14 protein-coding genes and 4 tRNA genes are annotated in these 17,714 nt (G+C 63.6%); 11 read left to right on the top strand and 7 right to left on the bottom strand.

Annotation, left to right across the window (positions count from 1 at the left end; genetic code table 11):
- Positions 1-100: 100 nt before the first annotated feature.
- Together lpxH and B7D75_RS16055 are read right to left on the bottom strand one after the other, a co-directional pair.
- Complete coding sequence (lpxH, locus tag B7D75_RS16060; RefSeq protein WP_034078899.1) at positions 101-823, bottom strand: UDP-2,3-diacylglucosamine diphosphatase; 723 nt, start codon at positions 821-823, stop codon at positions 101-103.
- A gap of 4 nt (positions 824-827) precedes the next feature.
- On the bottom strand, positions 828-1,325 hold the full coding sequence (locus tag B7D75_RS16055) for a peptidylprolyl isomerase (protein WP_012076179.1): 498 nt from the start codon (positions 1,323-1,325) through the stop codon (positions 828-830).
- A gap of 122 nt (positions 1,326-1,447) precedes the next feature.
- On the opposite strand from B7D75_RS16055, the gene B7D75_RS16050 reads away from it, so the two are divergent.
- Positions 1,448-3,118 carry a glutamine--tRNA ligase/YqeY domain fusion protein gene (locus tag B7D75_RS16050; RefSeq protein WP_034078901.1) on the top strand — a complete coding sequence of 557 codons (1,671 nt, stop codon included), beginning with the start codon at positions 1,448-1,450 and terminating at the stop codon, positions 3,116-3,118.
- A 9-nt stretch (positions 3,119-3,127) separates the two neighbouring features.
- Positions 3,128-4,510, top strand: coding sequence for a cysteine--tRNA ligase (gene cysS, locus B7D75_RS16045; RefSeq protein ID WP_003153597.1), 1,383 nt, complete (start codon positions 3,128-3,130; stop codon positions 4,508-4,510).
- 58 nt (positions 4,511-4,568) lie between these two features.
- Here cysS and folD read toward each other — a convergent pair whose 3' ends face one another.
- Positions 4,569-5,423, bottom strand: a complete 855-nt coding sequence (folD, locus tag B7D75_RS16040; RefSeq protein ID WP_012076177.1) for a bifunctional methylenetetrahydrofolate dehydrogenase/methenyltetrahydrofolate cyclohydrolase FolD — start codon at positions 5,421-5,423, stop codon at positions 4,569-4,571.
- Positions 5,424-5,701: 278 nt separating this feature from the next.
- Between folD and B7D75_RS16035 the strand changes: the two genes are divergently transcribed.
- From B7D75_RS16035 to B7D75_RS16015, 5 genes are all read left to right on the top strand, one after another.
- Positions 5,702-5,778 (top strand) — tRNA-Arg (locus B7D75_RS16035).
- Positions 5,779-5,829: 51 nt separating this feature from the next.
- A tRNA-His gene (locus tag B7D75_RS16030) sits at positions 5,830-5,905 on the top strand.
- A 54-nt stretch (positions 5,906-5,959) separates the two neighbouring features.
- Positions 5,960-6,044: transfer RNA gene (locus B7D75_RS16025), tRNA-Leu, on the top strand.
- 66 nt (positions 6,045-6,110) lie between these two features.
- Positions 6,111-6,186, top strand: a tRNA-His gene (locus B7D75_RS16020).
- Positions 6,187-6,413: 227 nt separating this feature from the next.
- A complete protein-coding gene (locus tag B7D75_RS16015; protein ID WP_003153596.1) occupies positions 6,414-6,629 on the top strand; it encodes a hypothetical protein in 216 nt (71 codons plus the stop codon).
- Positions 6,630-6,806: 177 nt separating this feature from the next.
- Here B7D75_RS16015 and B7D75_RS16010 read toward each other — a convergent pair whose 3' ends face one another.
- The 4 genes from B7D75_RS16010 to parR all read right to left on the bottom strand — a co-directional run bounded on the left by B7D75_RS16010 (position 6,807) and on the right by parR (position 11,502).
- On the bottom strand, positions 6,807-7,586 hold the full coding sequence (locus tag B7D75_RS16010; RefSeq protein WP_003153595.1) for a MipA/OmpV family protein: 780 nt from the start codon (positions 7,584-7,586) through the stop codon (positions 6,807-6,809).
- A gap of 21 nt (positions 7,587-7,607) precedes the next feature.
- Positions 7,608-9,410, bottom strand: coding sequence for a serine hydrolase domain-containing protein (locus B7D75_RS16005; RefSeq protein ID WP_107114218.1), 1,803 nt, complete (start codon positions 9,408-9,410; stop codon positions 7,608-7,610).
- A 97-nt stretch (positions 9,411-9,507) separates the two neighbouring features.
- The gene (gene parS, locus B7D75_RS16000; protein ID WP_034080099.1) at positions 9,508-10,794 is read right to left on the bottom strand and encodes a sensor histidine kinase ParS; all 1,287 of its coding nucleotides are present in this window, start codon (positions 10,792-10,794) and stop codon (positions 9,508-9,510) included.
- Positions 10,795-11,502 (bottom strand): response regulator transcription factor ParR, encoded by a 708-nt coding sequence (gene parR, locus B7D75_RS15995; RefSeq protein WP_012076173.1) that lies wholly within the window; start codon positions 11,500-11,502, stop codon positions 10,795-10,797.
- 227 nt (positions 11,503-11,729) lie between these two features.
- On the opposite strand from parR, the gene tig reads away from it, so the two are divergent.
- The 4 genes from tig (at position 11,730) to lon (ending at position 17,687) form a co-directional block, all read left to right on the top strand.
- On the top strand, positions 11,730-13,040 hold the full coding sequence (gene tig / locus B7D75_RS15985) for a trigger factor (protein ID WP_043103119.1): 1,311 nt from the start codon (positions 11,730-11,732) through the stop codon (positions 13,038-13,040).
- A 92-nt stretch (positions 13,041-13,132) separates the two neighbouring features.
- Positions 13,133-13,774, top strand: a complete 642-nt coding sequence (clpP, locus tag B7D75_RS15980) for an ATP-dependent Clp endopeptidase proteolytic subunit ClpP (RefSeq protein ID WP_003153591.1) — start codon at positions 13,133-13,135, stop codon at positions 13,772-13,774.
- Between the two features lie 104 nt (positions 13,775-13,878).
- Positions 13,879-15,159, top strand: coding sequence for an ATP-dependent Clp protease ATP-binding subunit ClpX (clpX, locus tag B7D75_RS15975; protein ID WP_003087924.1), 1,281 nt, complete (start codon positions 13,879-13,881; stop codon positions 15,157-15,159).
- 131 nt (positions 15,160-15,290) lie between these two features.
- Positions 15,291-17,687: an endopeptidase La gene (gene lon / locus B7D75_RS15970; protein WP_034080097.1), complete on the top strand. Its 2,397-nt coding sequence runs from the start codon at positions 15,291-15,293 to the stop codon at positions 17,685-17,687.
- Positions 17,688-17,714: the final 27 nt, after the last annotated feature.

Raw genomic sequence — 17,714 nt, 5'->3', positions numbered from 1 at the left:
ATCCTGCTGAAAGGTGGCCCGCGGCGTCAAGATGGACGATGAAAAAAATGCGAACTGCATAGGCTCTGGCTGAAAGGCCCGCGGGGCGGGCCTGGGCATATCAGAGCGGGAAGGGGGTTTGGCGCAGTCCGTCGGCGTCGGCTTCCAGCGCCCAGCCCTGGCGGTCCCAGTCACCGAGCACGATGCGCCGGGCGGGCTGGCCGTCGACTTCCAGCGCATGCTCGGCCGGACGATGAGTGTGGCCGTGGATCAGGGTACGCACGCCATGCCTGCGCATGGCCAGGGGCACTTCGTCGGCGGTGACGTCGATGATGTCGACGGCTTTCATCCGGGTCTGCGCCCGGCTTTCCTTGCGCAGCTTGCGCGCCAGCTTGTGCCGGGTGGCCAGCGGCAGGTGGCGCAGTACCCAGAGCGTGAGCGGGTTGCGCAGCCAGCGACGCAGGCGCATGTAGGCCTCGTCGCGGGTGCACAGGCTGTCGCCGTGCATCAGCAATACAGGCTCGCCGTAGAGGTCGATCACGCTCGGATCGGGCAGCAGCGTGCAGCCGGCCTCGCGGCAGAACGCCTGGCCGATGAGGAAGTCGCGATTGCCGTGCATCAGGTACAGGCGCGTGCCGCCGTCGGCCACCTGGCGCAGCGCGGTGGCGATGGAGTGCTGGAAGGCGTCCATGCCGTCGTCGCCGATCCAGGCTTCGAAGAAGTCGCCGAGTATGTACAGGGCCTCGGCCCGGCGGGCGCGCTCATCGAGAAAAGACAGAAACGCCCGGGTGATGTCCGGGCGTTCCGCTTCGAGATGCAGGTCCGAGATGAACAGGACGCTCATCGCTTCACTCTTCGACGATTTCGGCCTTCTCGATGATCACGTCCTCGGCCGGCACGTCCTGGTGGCCGCTGCGCATGGTGGTGGCCACGCCCTTGATCTTGTTGACCACGTCCATGCCCTCGACCACTTCGCCGAATACGGCATAGCCCCAGCCCTGGGTGGTGGGGGCGGTATGGTTGAGGAAGTCGTTGTCGGCGACGTTGATGAAGAACTGCGCGCTGGCCGAATGCGGGTCCATGGTACGGGCCATGGCGATGCTGCCGACCTTGTTGGTCAGGCCGTTGTTGGCCTCGTTCTTGATCGGTGCGCGGGTGGACTTCTGCTTCATGCCCGGCTCGAAACCGCCGCCCTGGATCATGAAGTTGTTGATCACGCGGTGGAAGATGGTGTTGTCGTAGTGGCCGCTTTTCACGTACTCCTTGAAGTTGGCCGCGGTTTCCGGGGCTTTCTCTTCGTCTAGCTTCAGGGTGATGACGCCATGGTTGGTATGCAGCTTGATCATGTGGGTAATCCGCTTTGTCGTGAAAATCGAAGGCCTGTCAGGGGGTTGACAGCTTCGGCTATGATAAGCGCTTTGATTTGCCTGGCCTACCCTGGCCGGGCGAGAGCATGACCAAGGATCCCATGAGCAAGCCAGAGACCACCGCCGCCCCGAACTTCCTGCGCCAGATCGTTCAAGCCGACCTGGATGCCGGCAAGCACGCGAAGATCGTCACCCGTTTCCCCCCGGAGCCCAACGGTTACCTGCACATCGGCCACGCCAAGTCGATCTGCCTGAACTTCGGCCTGGCCCAGGAATTCGCTGGCGACTGCCATCTGCGCTTCGACGACACCAACCCGGCCAAGGAAGACCAGGAGTACATCGACGCCATCGAGGCCGACATCAAGTGGCTGGGCTTCCAGTGGTCCGGCGAGGTCTGCTACGCCTCCAACTACTTCGACCAGTTGCATGCCTGGGCCATCGAGCTGATCAAGGCCGGCAAGGCGTTCGTCTGCGACCTCGGTCCCGAGGAGATGCGCGAGTACCGCGGCAGCCTCACCGAGCCGGGCCGCAACAGCCCCTACCGTGACCGTTCGGTGGAGGAGAACCTCGACCTGTTCGCCCGCATGAAGGCCGGTGAGTTCCCCGACGGCGCCCGTTCGCTGCGGGCGAAGATCGACATGAGTTCGCCGAACATGAACCTGCGCGATCCGATCCTGTACCGGATCCGCCATGCCTATCATCACCAGACCGGCGACAAGTGGTGCATCTATCCGAGCTACGACTTCACCCACGGCCAGTCTGACGCCATCGAGGGCATCACCCATTCGATCTGCACCCTGGAGTTCGAAGACCATCGCCCGCTCTACGAGTGGTTCCTGGCCAACCTGCCGGTGCCTGCGCAACCGCGCCAGTACGAATTCTCCCGGCTCAACCTGAACTACACCGTGACCAGCAAGCGCAAGCTCAAGCAACTGGTCGACGAGGGCCATGTCAGCGGCTGGGACGATCCGCGCATGTCGACCCTGTCCGGCTATCGCCGCCGCGGCTACACCCCGGAGTCGATCCGCAACTTCTGCGAGATGATCGGCGTCAACCGTGCCAGCGGCGTGGTCGACATCGGCATGCTCGAATTCAGCATCCGTGACCACCTGGACGCCAGCGCGCCGCGTGCCATGTGCGTGCTGAAACCGCTGAAGGTGGTGATCACCAACTACCCCGAGGGGCAGGTGGAGAACCTCGAGTTGCCGCGCCATCCTAAGGAAGACATGGGCGTGCGCGTGCTGCCGTTCGGTCGCGAGCTGTTCATCGATGCCGGTGACTTCGAGGAAGTCCCGCCGGTCGGCTACAAACGCCTGATTCCCGGTGGCGAAGTGCGCCTGCGTGGCAGCTACGTGATCCGTGCCGACGAAGCGGTGAAGGACGCCGATGGCAACATCGTCGAACTGCGCTGCAGCTACGACCCGGACACCCTGGGCAAGAACCCCGAGGGCCGCAAGGTCAAGGGCGTGATCCACTGGGTGCCGGCCGAAGGCAGCGTCGAGTGCGAGGTGCGCCTGTACGACCGGCTGTTCCGCTCGGCCAATCCGGAGAAGGCGGAAGAGGGTGGCAGCTTCCTCGACAACATCAACGCCGACTCCCTGCAGGTCCTGACCGGCTGCCGCGCCGAACCGTCGCTGGGCCAGGCGAACCCGGAGGATCGCTTCCAGTTCGAGCGCGAAGGCTATTTCGTCGCCGACCTGAAGGACTCCAGGCCGGGCAAGCCGGTGTTCAATCGTACCGTCACCCTGCGTGACTCCTGGGGACAGGGCTGAGGAAAGACCGTGCTGCAGATCTACAACACGCTGAGCAAGACCAAAGAAGTCTTCACCCCGCTGGTCGGCAACCAGGTGCGCATGTACGTGTGCGGCATGACCGTCTACGACTATTGCCATCTGGGCCACGGCCGCAGCATGGTGGCGTTCGACGTGATCACGCGCTGGCTGCGCCATCGTGGCTACGACCTGACGTACGTGCGCAACATCACCGATATCGATGACAAGATCATCAATCGCGCCAACGAGAACGGCGAGCCGTTCGACGTGCTGACCGAGCGCATGATCGCGGCGATGCACGAGGACGAGGCCCGGCTGAACATCCTCAAGCCGGACCAGGAGCCGCGCGCCACCGACCATATCGCCGGCATGCACGCGATGATTCAGACCCTGATCGACAAGGGTTATGCCTATGCCCCCGGCAACGGCGACGTGTACTACCGGGTCGGCAGGTTCGCCGGCTACGGCAAGCTGTCGCGTCGGCGGGTCGAGGACCTGCGCATCGGCGCGCGGATCGAGCCGGGCGAAGCGAAGGAGGATCCGCTCGACTTCGTGCTCTGGAAGGGCGCCAAGCCGGGCGAGCCGAGCTGGTCGTCGCCCTGGGGCGAGGGGCGCCCGGGCTGGCATATCGAATGCTCGGTGATGTCCACCTGCTGCCTGGGCGACTCCTTCGACATCCACGGCGGCGGTAACGACCTGGAGTTTCCGCACCACGAGAACGAGATCGCCCAGAGCGAGGCGGCGACTGGCAAGCCCTACGCCAAGTCCTGGCTGCATTGCGGAATGATCACCATCAATGGCGAGAAGATGTCCAAGTCCCTGGGCAACTTCTTCACCATCCGCGAGGTGCTGGAGAAATACCACCCCGAGGTGGTGCGCTATCTGCTGATCGCCAGCCATTACCGCAGCCCGATCAACTACTCGGAGGAGAACCTGCGTGAGGCCAAGGCCGCCCTGGATCGTTTCTACAATGCCCTGAAAGGCCTGCCGGAGGCGGCGCCGGCGGAAGCGGCCGAGCATGTCGAGCGCTTCGCCGCGGCGATGGACGACGACTTCAACACCGCTGGCGCCTGCTCGGTGCTGTTCGAGCTGGCCCGGGAGGTCAACCGCCTGCGCGACAGCGACCTGCCGGCTGCGGCGGCCCTGGCGGCGCGCCTGAAGCAACTGGCTGGCCTGCTCGGTGTGCTGCAACTGGAGCCGGAGGCCTTCCTGCAGGCGGGCGCCGAGGGCAAGGTCGACGCGGCCGAGGTCGAGGCGCTGATCCAGGCGCGCCTGGAAGCACGGGCGGCGAAGAACTGGGCGGAGTCCGACAGGATTCGCGACCAGCTCACTGCCATGGGCGTGGTGCTGGAGGATGGCAAGGGCGGCACTACCTGGCGCCTGGCCGACTGAGTCCGCAGCGATAAATGAAAAGCCCCGCGTTCGCGGGGCTTTTCATTGCCGGAAACCCTCAGTCGTGCAGGTGCTCGGCTGCGTGCAGGGTATTTTCCAACAGGCAGGCTCGGGTCATCGGTCCGACACCGCCCGGAACCGGGGTGATCCAGCTGGCGCGCCGGGCCGCAACGTCGTACTCCACGTCGCCGACCAGGCGGCCGTCGGCCTGGCGGTTGATGCCGACGTCGATGACGATGGCGCCTTCCTTGATCCACTCGCCCTTGACCAGCCCCGGCTTGCCGGCGGCGACCACCACCAGGTCGGCGCGCGACACGTGGGCCGCCAGATCGCGGGTGAAGCGGTGGGTCACGGTGACGGTGCAGCCGCCCAGCAGCAGTTCCAGGGCCATCGGCCGACCGACGATGTTCGAGGCGCCGACCACCACCGCGTCCATGCCGTACAGGTCGGCGCCGGTGCTGGCGAGCAGGGTCATGATGCCCTTCGGGGTGCAGGGGCGCAGCAGCGGCATGCGCTGGGCCAGGCGTCCGATGTTGTAGGGATGGAAGCCGTCCACGTCCTTGTCCGGGTGGATGCGTTCCAGCAGCAGGGAGGCATCCAGGTGGGCCGGCAGCGGCAATTGGACCAGGATGCCGTCGATGGCGGGGTCGTCGTTCAGGCGGTCGATCAGTGCCAGCAGCTCGTCCTGGCTGGTATCGGCGGGAAGATCGTAGGCCTGGGAAAGAAAGCCGACTTCCTCGCAGTCCTTGCGCTTGTGCGCCACATAGACCTGAGAGGCCGGATCGGTGCCCACCAGGATCACCGCCAGGCCGGGAACGCGCAGGCCTTGCTGGCGGCGCTCGGTCACGCGTTGGGCTATCTGCTGGCGAAGGTTGGCGGCGATCGCTTTGCCGTCGATCAGTTGTGCGGTCATGTCGGAAGGGTAACCATCGAATCGGGTGGAAAAAGGGTACGCATTTTCGCACGGACGCCGCCCGGGGCAAAGGAGGCGGCCCGCTGATTTGCCGTAACTCCTTTATATGACTGAATTTTTTTAAAAAACCCGTTGACGGCCTTTCGCCCCCTGTATAACATGCGCCCCGCTTGCCGAGCACAGCCGGACGCAGGGTAAGAGGTAATGCAAGTCGGTTGCTGACTTTGTGATTGCCAGAGCTTAAAGTTTGCGCTCAGCATTGAATGCAGATGAATAAAGCGCCCGTAGCTCAGCTGGATAGAGCATCCGCCTTCTAAGCGGATGGTCGCAGGTTCGAGTCCTGCCGGGTGCGCCATTCGGCGAATCGGCAAGAAGCAGGCGATGTTTTACCGCAAGTCGTAATATGGTGGGCGTAGCTCAGTTGGTAGAGCACAGGATTGTGGCTCCTGGTGTCGTGGGTTCGATTCCCATCGTCCACCCCATATTCCGAAGCGCCAGGCCCAAGGCCTGGCGTTTTCATTTCCAAGCAGTGTCCCGCGGACGTGGTGGAATTGGTAGACACACTGGATTTAGGTTCCAGCGCCGCAAGGCGTGAGAGTTCGAGTCTCTCCGTCCGCACCACCTTCAGGCAGAGTCCAGTCGACCGCCGCGGGTAACGCCGGATAATCCGGTACGATTTGAAATATGGTGGGCGTAGCTCAGTTGGTAGAGCACAGGATTGTGGCTCCTGGTGTCGTGGGTTCGATTCCCATCGTCCACCCCATATTTTCGAACGCCAGGCCTTGCGCCTGGCGTTTTCGTTTCCCCCCCCACGCCTCTGCATCGTCTTTCCCCGGATTTCCCGCGGTTCCGCCACGCCATCGCTTCCGCCTGGCTCGCTGGTGTCGGCCGGGCATGTCGACGGGTTGAACTTGTCACCGGCGCGGCGCTCTTAAGCGGGCCCGTGTTCCTGCCGGGCCCCTCTAGGCAGTATGAGTGAAGGACATGTCGATGAAATGGACCGAGCAGCGCTTGCGCAAGGCGTTGAAACAGATGGCCAACGATCATGAGTCTGCGGCCGTCGAGATCATGCGCGCCGTCGAGCGCTCGAGCGATCCCAGGCTGGCTCAGCGCTTGCTCGAAGTGATCGAGCGAATGCACCAGGGTGCCGATGTGCTTCGTTCCATCGATGACGACATCGCCAGCGGCGTGATCCGTTGCCAGTGAAGCGCGCCGTGGCCGAGGAGGATCAGGATTTTCCCGTGGCTGCCGGGGGCTCCTGGCGGCCTGTCGGTTTCTGGAGCGGGGCGTTGCCCTGCAGGGCGTTTCGGCGGGCGATGTAGGGTTGGCGGCCACGGAGGGCGAAGGTCGTGAACATGTCCGTGCTCTCTCTTGCGTGTCGTTTCAGAAGCGGTATTCCACCAGCGCGCTGAGCGAGCTTTGCGTACGACGTTCGACGATCGGGCTGTCGCCGGCGTCGCCGGCCAGGCGTTGTATGTCGAAGGCGCCGATCAGGCTGGTGTCCTGGCCAAGGGGATAGCGCCAGGTCAGGCTGGCGCCAATGCTCACCAATCCGCCGTGCGCGTCGTAGGCCTTGAAGCGGCTGCGCGCCGCTTGTCGCGCGCTGACGCCGTACCAGGTTCGCAGGTAGTCGCCGTCGCCGAAGCGGCTGTCGAGAGCCCCGTTCAGCCGGCCGAAGCGGCCTTCGTACAGTTCGCCGGAAAGGCTCAGTTCCAGGCTGCTGAAGGCGGAGCCGGTGTCGCGCTCGCTGTCTTTGCGCAGGGCGTGCTCGAAGGTCGCCCCGAGCGTGACCGGCCCTATATCGTAGGTACCGGCCAGGCCGAGCCGGGGGCGGGCATCGATCGAGCCCAGGCCGTTCAGGCGGTCCGAGCCATGGAAGCGCGAGCGGCGGTCCTTGCGGCGCTCGCTGGGGCCCGCGTAGAGCGCAAGACTGGCGTCCTGCCAGTCATGTTGCCAGCCGAGCCCTTTGTCCAGGTCCAGGAAAAATCCATAAGGACCCTCCACTTCCAGATTGACCAGGGGAGCGCTGACGCGTTCGTCGCTACCGCTGTAGCGGGGCGCGTTGCTGGCGCCCAGGCCGAGGCTGTAGTGCCATTCCTCGGCGGTGGCGGCGGAACACAGGCCGGCGAGCGTGCCGGCGAGGCACAGGGAGGCGGTTTTCATGAGGGATTCCTTTCGATTGGTTCAGGGTGATGCCTGGGTGCCCTGGCGGGCGAAGCGGTAGCCGAGCGCGTTCAGGCCGTCGAAGTCACGGCTGAAGGTGTCCCCCAGGCCCTGGCCGCTGCCGGCCAGGACCGCATGCGCGCTGTCCACGGGTTGCAGGATGAATTCGCCGAGCTGGCCGTTTCCGGTTCGTCCGCGCACCAGCAGGAAGCCATCCGCTAGCCTGATCGACAGGCCATCGAGGTAGCTGTGCCCGCCATTGCCGGACACGCGGTAGCTGCCGACGGTATCTACCCAGGCCTGGGGCAGGGGTGTCCGGGCGATGCGCTCGCCAAGGTAGGTGGTTCGTCCGTGGCGGCGGCAGACCAGGATCTGTCGCTGACCATGGCTGACGACGTCCAGTTGCGGTTGCCCGGGTTCCTTCAGGTCGACGGGCCAGAGTCCCAGCAGCCGTTTTCTCGCCTGGAGCCAGCCCGCGGCATTGCGCATCAGCTCCACGCGCTGGTCGCCGAAGTCGGCATACAGGCGGCCTTTGCGCTCGTGCAGGCGAACCAGTCCAAGACTGGTCGCGTAATGACCGCTCAGCCGCTGGCGATCCATGGGGCTTGGTACTGCCAGACCCGCGGATCTGGAGGGCGTCGTTGTCATCGGGGTGGGCGCGCCGCTTTGCTTGACCCGCAGCATCAGCGAAAGCGCATGCCGCGCCAGGGAGGAGGTGAGGCTGCCGGCGGCGGCGGAATTGCTCATGACGATGGCCGCCAGGCGCTGCTCCGGTGCCAGGATCAGGTAGGCGTGGAAGCCCGCCGCGCTTCCTGCGTAGGCGTAGTGGCGTCCGGCGTTTTCCAGGGACGGCGTGCCGCAGGACGTCAGGAACCACGCGAGACCCACCTGGCAGTCGAAGTCCAGGACGTTGCCGACGTTCTGCTGGCGGAACATCTCCTCGACCGACTGCTTGCGCAGCAACTGCCGGTCCTTGTACCGGCCGTTGGCGAACAGCATGCGGACGAAGCGGCTGAGGTCGGCCGGACTGGCCCACAAACCGTTGGCCGGCAGGTCGCGGGACTCGTCTTCGGTGGCGCCGTAGCCGCGGGCGCGATGCTGTTCCGTCCGCGTGTGCGTGGCGAAGCTGGAGCGGGACATCTGCAGGGGGCGCAGGAGGCTGTCCTGCAGGTGCTGCTCGAAATCCTCGCCGCTGCTGCGTTCGATGGCCGCGCCGAGCAGTGCGTAGCCCAGGTTGGAGTAGGCGACCTGGGTTCCGGGTGGATTGCTCAGCCAGACTCCGGATACTTTCGCGGGCAACTGTGCCAGTGGCAGTGGGCGGTCGTCGAACAGATCCGGCATGTGGTCGCCAGGCAGGCCGGATTGGTGGCTGAGCAGCCGGCGGATGGTAACGGCGCGATCCGCCTCGCCCTGGTCGGCATGGAACCGCGAGCGGACGTAGAACTCGCGCAGGCTGTCCTGCAGGGGGCTGTCGAGCGGCAGCAGCCCGCGCTCTGCCAGTTGCAGCGAGGCGCTGGCGGTCAGCAGTTTGGACAGGCCGCCGACGCGGAAGGCGGTGTGCTCGCTGGCGTTGCTCCTGCGTTCGACGTCGGCGTAGCCGAAGCCGCGTGCCCAGATCAGTTGCTGATCATCGACCAGCGCCAGGGCGAGGCCGGGGACCTTCTGGAGCTTCATCTGCTGGCGGATATGCTGCTGCAGGTAATCGATGACCTCGCCGTAGTGTTCCGGATCGGTGCTTGTCATCGGAGAGCTGGGTGGCAGGCCCTGGCAGCCGCTGGCGCCGATCAGGCAGCCGAGGAGAGGGAGATGCATTGCGCGGAACATGGAGCACCTGGCAGTAAGCGAGGTGTCTCATGCTAGGGGCGGTGCTGCGGACAATCCCAGCAGCTTTGTCAGCAATCTGTGAAAGATTGTTAAGCCTTCAGTGCGGGCGCGCCCAGGTCAGGCGGAACGAAGCGCCGCCTTGCGGGGCTCCCAGCGCTTCGGCGTGGCCGCCATGCCATTGCGCGACCCGGCGAACGATCGCCAGTCCCAGGCCGAAACCGCCAGTGCTGCGGTCGCGGCTATCGTCCAGGCGCGAGAAGGGTTCGAAGATCTTCTGCCGGGCGTCAGCCGGTATGCCCGGGCCGTCGTCGTTGACCCGTATCTGGCAGGTTTCCCCAAGGTCGAGCAGGGCGATCTCGACGCGTGAATGCGCGTGGCGGATCGCGTTGCGCAGCAGGTTGATCACGGCGCGAGCCATGAAGCGCGGCTCGATGCGGATCTGCTCGACCTGGCAGGCGCTGATCTCGCAAGTGATGCCGGCGGCCTCGGCCTCTAGGGTGACGTCGGCGACCACGCTGTCCAGCCAGCTCGCGGCATCGACGATTTCCCGGTGGCTGCCGACCGCACCGTGTTCCAGGCGGGCGTAGGTGAGCAGTTCGGAGACCATTTCCTCCAGTTCGCCAAGGTCGGCGCGCATATCCTCCATCAGCTCCTGGCGCGCTTCGGCGCCGATCTGCTTGTTCAGTTGTTCGAGTTCGAAGGACAGGCGGGAGATCGGCGTGCGCAGCTCATGGGAAACCGCGTTGGTCAGCTCGCGCTGGTTGCTGATCAGGCCCTCGATGCGATCGGCCATCTGATTGAAGTGTTCGGCCAGGGTGCGGATATCGGAGCGCCGGAAGATGCGCGTGCGCGATGAAAGGTCGCCGTCGCCGAAGCGCTGCGCGGCCAGGCGCAGCGTCTCGAGGTCGCGCCAATGCGGGCGTACCCAGACCAGCAGGGCGATGCCGACCAGCGCGCCGAGCAGGATATAGGCCAGTACGGTGTACAGCGGAGTCAGGGAGGGTTCCGGCGGCAGCTTGATATCCAGCAGTTGCGGGCCGTCGTCGATGCGGCTGATGAATTCGGTGAAGTCCTCGCGCACGACCAGAAGGTTCTTGTCGAGGAGTGCCCGTTCTTCCTGCGTCAGCTTCGCCAGGCCGGCGTCCGTCAGGCTCAGGCCCAGGCCGTAGTGGGGGCGCCATTCCTCGAGTTGGCGCAGGCGTCCGGCCTGATCCAGCGGGGCCAGCTTCTCCACCAGCGAATAGGCCTGTCCACGCACGGCGTCGCGGTGATAGTTCTCCAGGATGCTGTCGTAGGCGGCGTCGAGGACATGATCGACCACGAAGATCGCGGCGGCGAAGCCCAGGGCCAGGAGCAGGTAGAGTCGCAGGAACAGGCGCAGCATTCAGAGTTCCCAGCCCAGCGGGTTGAACAGGTAGCCCTTGCCCCAGACAGTCTTGATCCGGACCGGTTCGCGAGGATTGTCCTTCAGTTTGCTGCGCAACTTGCTGATGCAGACGTCGACGCTGCGGTTCAGGCCGTCGAAGCCGATACCGCGGATCTGGTTGAGGATCTCGTCGCGGGAAAGGATCTCCCCCGCCTGGCTGGCCAGTAGCCAGAGCAGCTCGAACTCCATGGTCGTCAGTTCGATGCTGCGACCATCCAGTTCCGCTTCGCGGCGCCGTCGATCGACGTTCAGTTGGCCGAACGCCAGGGTTTCGGGCGAGGCGGGCAGCGGTGCGTGGCGACGTATCAAGGCGCGCAGGCGGGCCAGCAGCACCGGGGGTTCGATCGGTTTGATCACGTAGTCGTCGGCGCCGGACTCCAGGCCGAGGATGTGGTCCAGGTCATCTTCCTGGGCGGTGAGAATGAGGATCGGCAGATTGTCCACGCGGCGGATCTCGCGGCACACCTGGAGGCCGTTCTGGCCGGGAAGCATGAGGTCGAGGACCACCAGTTCCGGCTTGAAGTCGAGAAAGGCGCCGAACGCGGCATCGCCGCGGTGTACCTGGCGCACTTCGAAACCATGCTGGGAAAGAAAGCTGGCGATCAGGCGGGCGAGCTTCTGGTCGTCTTCGACGAGCAATACCTTGCTGAGGGTAGGGCAGTCCATAAGGATTCATCGGTGGGAACGGAATCGGCGGGCATTATATGCGTCGGTCCCGGGCGAAGCTCCAGTGGCGGTCGACGACGTGGCGACCTTGGGAAAGCGGTCGGAATATTCCCGCGATGCCACTGCATCCTGCCGGGGTGACTTCTGCATTTCCCTCTACTAGAATGCATGCCCTTGATTCTGGGAGCCGGAAGGACCGGCTTACGTCTGTGCAACGAGGAATATCCATGCAAGTTTCTGTTGAAAGCACTTCCGCTCTTGAGCGCCGCATGACCGTTGGTGTGCCTGCCGAGCGTATCGAGACCGAAGTCAACAAGCGTCTGCAGCAGACCGCCCGTCGTGCCAAGATTCCAGGTTTCCGTCCCGGCAAGGTGCCGATGAGTGTCATTCGTCAGCGCTATGAAGCTTCCGCGCGTCAGGAAGCCATGGGCGATCTGATCCAGGAAACCTTCTATGAAGCCGTGGTCGAGCAGAAGCTGAATCCGGCCGGTTCGCCGTCGGTAGAGCCCAAGTCCTTCGAAAAGGGCAAGGACCTGGAATATATCGCTACTTTCGAAGTCTTCCCCGAGTTCACCGTTTCCGGCCTGGAAGGCATCAAGATCGAGCGCCTGCAGGCCGAGGTGGCAGACGCCGACGTCGATAACATGCTCGACGTCCTGCGCAAGCAGAACACCCGCTTCGAAGTGGTCGAGCGTGCCGCTCAGAACGACGACCAGCTGAACATCGATTTCGTCGGCAAGATCGACGGCGAAGCCTTCGCCGGCGGTTCCGCCAAGGGCACCCTGCTGGTGCTGGGCTCCGGTCGCATGATCGCCGGTTTCGAAGAGGGCCTGGTGGGCGCCAAGGCCGGTGAAGAGCGCGTGCTCAACCTGACCTTCCCCGAGGACTACCAGAACCTGGACCTGGCCAACAAGGCCGCCGAGTTCACCGTCACCGTCAACAGCGTTGCCGAGCCCAAGCTGCCTGAACTGAACGAGGAATTCTTCGCCCTGTTCGGCGTCAAGGAAACCGGCCTCGATGGCTTCCGCGCGGAAGTGCAGAAGAACATGGAGCGCGAGCTGCGCCAGGCGATCAAGTCGAAGGTCAAGAACCAGGTCATGGAAGGTCTGCTGCAGGCCAACCCGATCGAGGTTCCCAAGGCGCTGATCGGCAACGAGGTGAACCGTCTGCGCGTGCAGGCCGTCCAGCAGTTCGGTGGCAACATCAAGCCGGACCAACTGCCGGCGGAGCTGTTCGAAGAGCAGGCCAAGCGCCGCGTGGTGCTGGGCCTGATCGTTGCCGAAGTGGTCAAGCAGCACGAGCTGAAGGCCGACGAAGCCCGTGTGCGCGAGATGATCGAGGAAATGGCCTCCGCCTACCAGGAGCCCGAGCAGGTCGTCGCCTGGTACTTCAAGAACGAGCCCCAGCTGAACGAAGTCCGTTCTGTTGTACTGGAAGAACAAGTCGTAGATACTGTCCTGCAAAAGGCCACTGTGACCGATAAGCAGGTATCCTACGAGGAAGCGGTCAAGCCGGCCGAAGCTCCGCAAGCGGCCTGATTCGTCCTCTCGTTCGAACCCCACAAGCCAGCCTTAGTGCTGGCTTGTGCGTCTTTGAGGCTTCACTATCTGTTAGGGAGTGATCGCTAGACATGTCTCGCAACTCTTTTATTCCGCACGTTCCCGATATCCAGGCCGCCGGTGGCCTGGTGCCCATGGTGGTGGAGCAGTCCGCCCGCGGTGAGCGCGCCTACGACATCTATTCCCGCCTGCTGAAGGAGCGGATCATCTTCCTGGTCGGCCAGGTCGAGGACTACATGGCCAACCTGGTGGTTGCCCAGTTGCTGTTCCTGGAAGCCGAGAACCCCGAGAAGGATATCCACCTGTACATCAACTCGCCGGGTGGCTCGGTGACCGCCGGGATGTCGATCTACGACACCATGCAGTTCATCAAGCCGAACGTGTCGACCACCTGTATCGGCCAGGCGTGCAGCATGGGTGCCTTGCTGCTGGCCGGTGGCGCCGCGGGCAAGCGTTACTGCCTGCCGCATTCGCGGATGATGATCCACCAGCCGCTGGGCGGTTTCCAGGGCCAGGCCTCGGATATCGAGATCCATGCCAAGGAAATCCTCTTCATCAAGGAACGTCTGAACCAGGTTCTGGCGCACCATACCGGCCAACCGCTGGACGTCATCGCCCGCGACACCGATCGTGATCGCTTCATGAGCGGTGACGAAGCCGTCAAGTATGGCCTGATCGACAAGGTCATGACCCAGCGCGACCAGGCCGTCTAAGGCTCCGCAATGCTGGCGGCCGTGACATTCGGCCGCCTCGTGGGCTTGAAAATGCCCACAATTGCCTTCATCTTGTGTTTGAAGCTACCCATTGGATCGATCGAATGACTGATACCCGCAACGGCGAGGACAACGGCAAGCTGCTGTATTGCTCCTTCTGCGGCAAGAGCCAGCACGAAGTGCGCAAGTTGATTGCCGGCCCCTCGGTCTTTATCTGCGACGAGTGTGTCGACCTGTGCAATGACATCATCCGCGAGGAGGTGCAGGAAGCGCAGGCGGAAAGTAGTGGGCACAAACTTCCGGCGCCGAAAGAGATCCGCACCATCCTCGATCAGTACGTGATCGGGCAGGAGCGGGCGAAGAAGGTTCTGGCGGTAGCGGTGTACAACCACTACAAGCGCCTCAACCAGCGTGACAAGAAGGACGATATCGAGCTCGGCAAGAGCAACATTCTGATGATCGGCCCAACCGGCTCGGGCAAGACCCTGCTGGCCGAGACCCTCGCGCGCCTGCTGAACGTGCCGTTCACCATCGCCGACGCGACCACGCTGACGGAAGCCGGCTATGTGGGCGAGGATGTCGAGAACATCATCCAGAAACTCCTGCAGAAATGCGACTACGATGTGGAAAAGGCCCAGATGGGTATCGTCTACATCGACGAGATCGACAAGATTTCCCGCAAGTCGGATAACCCTTCCATCACTCGCGACGTCTCCGGCGAGGGTGTGCAGCAGGCCTTGCTGAAGCTCATCGAGGGCACTGTCGCCTCGGTGCCGCCGCAAGGTGGCCGCAAGCATCCGCAGCAGGAATTCCTGCAAGTCGATACGCGCAACATCCTGTTCATCTGCGGCGGCGCCTTCGCCGGCCTGGAGCGGGTCATCCAGAACCGTTCCGCGCGCGGCGGCATCGGCTTCAATGCCGAGGTGCGCAGCCAGGAAATGGGCAAGAAGGTCGGCGAGGCGTTCAAGGAGGTCGAGCCGGAGGATCTGGTCAAGTTCGGCCTGATCCCGGAGTTTGTCGGCCGTTTGCCGGTAATCGCCACGCTCGACGAACTCGACGAGGCTGCCCTGATGCAGATCCTCACCGAGCCGAAGAACGCGCTCACCAAGCAATACGCCAAGCTGTTCGAGATGGAAGGCGTCGATCTCGAGTTCCGCCCGGACGCCCTCAAGGCCGTGGCCCGCAAGGCGCTCGAGCGCAAGACCGGCGCACGCGGCTTGCGTTCCATTCTCGAAGGTATTCTTCTGGATACCATGTACGAGATTCCCTCCCAGCAGGATGTCAGCAAGGTGGTCATCGATGAGAGTGTCATCGATGGTTCGTCGCAACCCCTGATGATCTACGAGAACAGCGAAAAGCCAGCCAAGGCTGCGCCTGAGGCATGACAGAGCAGGGGCCTTCGGGCCCCTTTTCTTTTCCGACTGCCACGCTTGTTTTTTCCCGGGCCTAACCCCATCTTAGGCTGAAAGATCTTCCTATCTGTTTCGTGGCCAAGTGCCGCTGTAGAGCCGACATTATGAAAACACTCGTCGAATTGCCCTTGCTGCCGCTACGTGACGTGGTGGTGTACCCGCACATGGTCATCCCGTTGTTCGTCGGGCGGGAAAAGTCCATCGAGGCCCTCGAGGCGGCGATGACCGGCGACAAGCAGATTCTCCTGCTGGCGCAGAAGAACCCCGCTGACGACGATCCCGGCGAGGATGGCCTGTATCGCATGGGCACGGTCGCGACCGTGCTGCAACTGCTCAAGCTCCCGGACGGCACCGTCAAGGTGCTGGTCGAGGGCGAGCAGCGCGGCCAGGTCGAGCGCTTCATCGAGGAAGAGGGGCACATCCGTGCCGCGGTCCAGGTCGTCGACGACGCCGAGGTCGGCGAGCGCGAGGCCGAAGTCTTCACCCGCAGCCTGTTGAGCCAGTTCGAGCAATATGTCCAGCTGGGCAAGAAGGTCCCGGCCGAGGTGCTTTCCTCGCTGAACAGCATCGACGAGCCCAGCCGGCTGGTCGATACCATGGCGGCGCACATGGCGCTGAAGATCGAGCAGAAGCAGGACATTCTGGAAATCACCGACCTGCCGTCGCGGGTCGAGCACGTCCTGGCCCTGCTGGATGCCGAGATCGACCTGCTGCAGGTGGAAAAGCGCATCCGCGGCCGCGTCAAGAAGCAGATGGAGCGCAGTCAGCGCGAGTACTACCTGAATGAGCAGATGAAGGCCATTCAGAAGGAACTGGGCGACATCGATGAGGGGCATAACGAGGTCGAGGAGCTGAAGAAGCGCATCGACAACGCCGGCCTTACCAAGGAAGCGCACACCAAGGCTACCGCCGAGCTGAACAAGCTCAAGCAGATGTCGCCGATGTCGGCGGAGGCCACCGTGGTCCGCTCCTACATCGACTGGCTGCTGAATGTGCCGTGGAAGGCCGAGAGCAAGGTGCGCCATGACCTCGCCAAGGCCGAGGATATTCTCGACGCCGATCACTATGGTCTGGAGGAAGTGAAGGAGCGCATTCTCGAGTATCTCGCCGTGCAGAAGCGGGTGAAGAAGCTCAAGGGGCCGGTCCTTTGCCTGGTCGGCCCGCCCGGGGTGGGCAAGACCTCCCTGGCCGAGTCCATCGCCCGCGCCACCAACCGCAAGTTCGTCCGCATGGCGCTTGGCGGTGTGCGCGACGAGGCCGAGATTCGTGGCCACCGCCGCACCTACATCGGCTCGATGCCGGGGCGTCTGATCCAGAAAATGACCAAGGTCGGCGTGCGCAACCCGTTGTTCCTCCTCGACGAGATCGACAAGATGGGCAGCGACATGCGCGGCGACCCCGCGTCGGCCCTGCTCGAGGTGCTCGATCCGGAGCAGAACCACAACTTCAACGACCATTACCTGGAAGTCGACTACGACCTGTCCGACGTGATGTTCCTCTGCACGGCGAACTCCATGAACATCCCGGCGCCGTTGCTGGATCGGATGGAGGTCATCCGCCTGCCGGGCTACACCGAGGACGAGAAAGTCAATATCGCCTCCAAGTACCTGATTCCCAAGCAGGTCCAGGCCAACGGCCTGAAGAAGGGTGAGCTGACCTTCGAGGAGGCGGCCCTTCGCGACATCATTCGTTACTACACCCGCGAGGCCGGTGTGCGCAGCCTCGAGCGACAGATCGCCAAGGTCTGCCGCAAGGCGGTGAAGGAACATGCCAAGCTGAAGCGTATCCAGGCGCTGGTCACCACCGAAACCCTGGAGAACTACCTGGGTGTGCGCAAGTTCCGCTACGGGCTGGCCGAGCAGCAGGACCAGATCGGCCAGGTGACCGGCCTGGCCTGGACCCAGGTCGGTGGCGAGCTGCTGACCATCGAGGCGGCCGTGGTTCCCGGCAAGGGCCAGTTGACCAAGACCGGTTCGCTGGGCGATGTGATGGCGGAGTCGATCACTGCGGCCCTCACCGTGGTGCGCAGCCGCGCCCAGAGCCTGGGGATCGCGGCGGATTTCCACGAGAAGCGCGACATCCACATCCACGTGCCCGAGGGCGCCACGCCGAAGGATGGACCGAGCGCCGGGATCGGCATGTGCACCGCTCTGGTCTCGGCGATCACGCAGATTCCGGTGCGTGCCGACGTGGCGATGACGGGGGAGATCACCCTGCGGGGACAGGTGCTGGCGATCGGTGGGCTGAAAGAAAAACTTTTGGCGGCGCACCGTGGCGGCATCAAGACCGTGATCATTCCCGAGGAAAATGTTCGCGACCTGAAGGAAATTCCGGACAATATTAAGAGTGATCTGGTTATTAAACCGGTTAAATGGATTGACGAAGTCCTGCAAATTGCGCTGCAATACGCCCCGGAGCCCTTGCCCGATGCGGCTCCGGAGATGGTTGCAAAGGATGATAAACGCGAGCCTGATTCCAAGGAGCGAATTAGCACGCATTAGTCGGTAGGTATTCTTGACACTGTTTTT

This window comes from Pseudomonas paraeruginosa, from assembly GCF_003025345.2.
Classification (GTDB): Bacteria; Pseudomonadota; Gammaproteobacteria; order Pseudomonadales; family Pseudomonadaceae; genus Pseudomonas; species Pseudomonas paraeruginosa.
The sequence above is the reverse complement of the archived record's forward strand: the minus strand, read 5'-3'. Positions and strand labels throughout refer to the sequence as shown.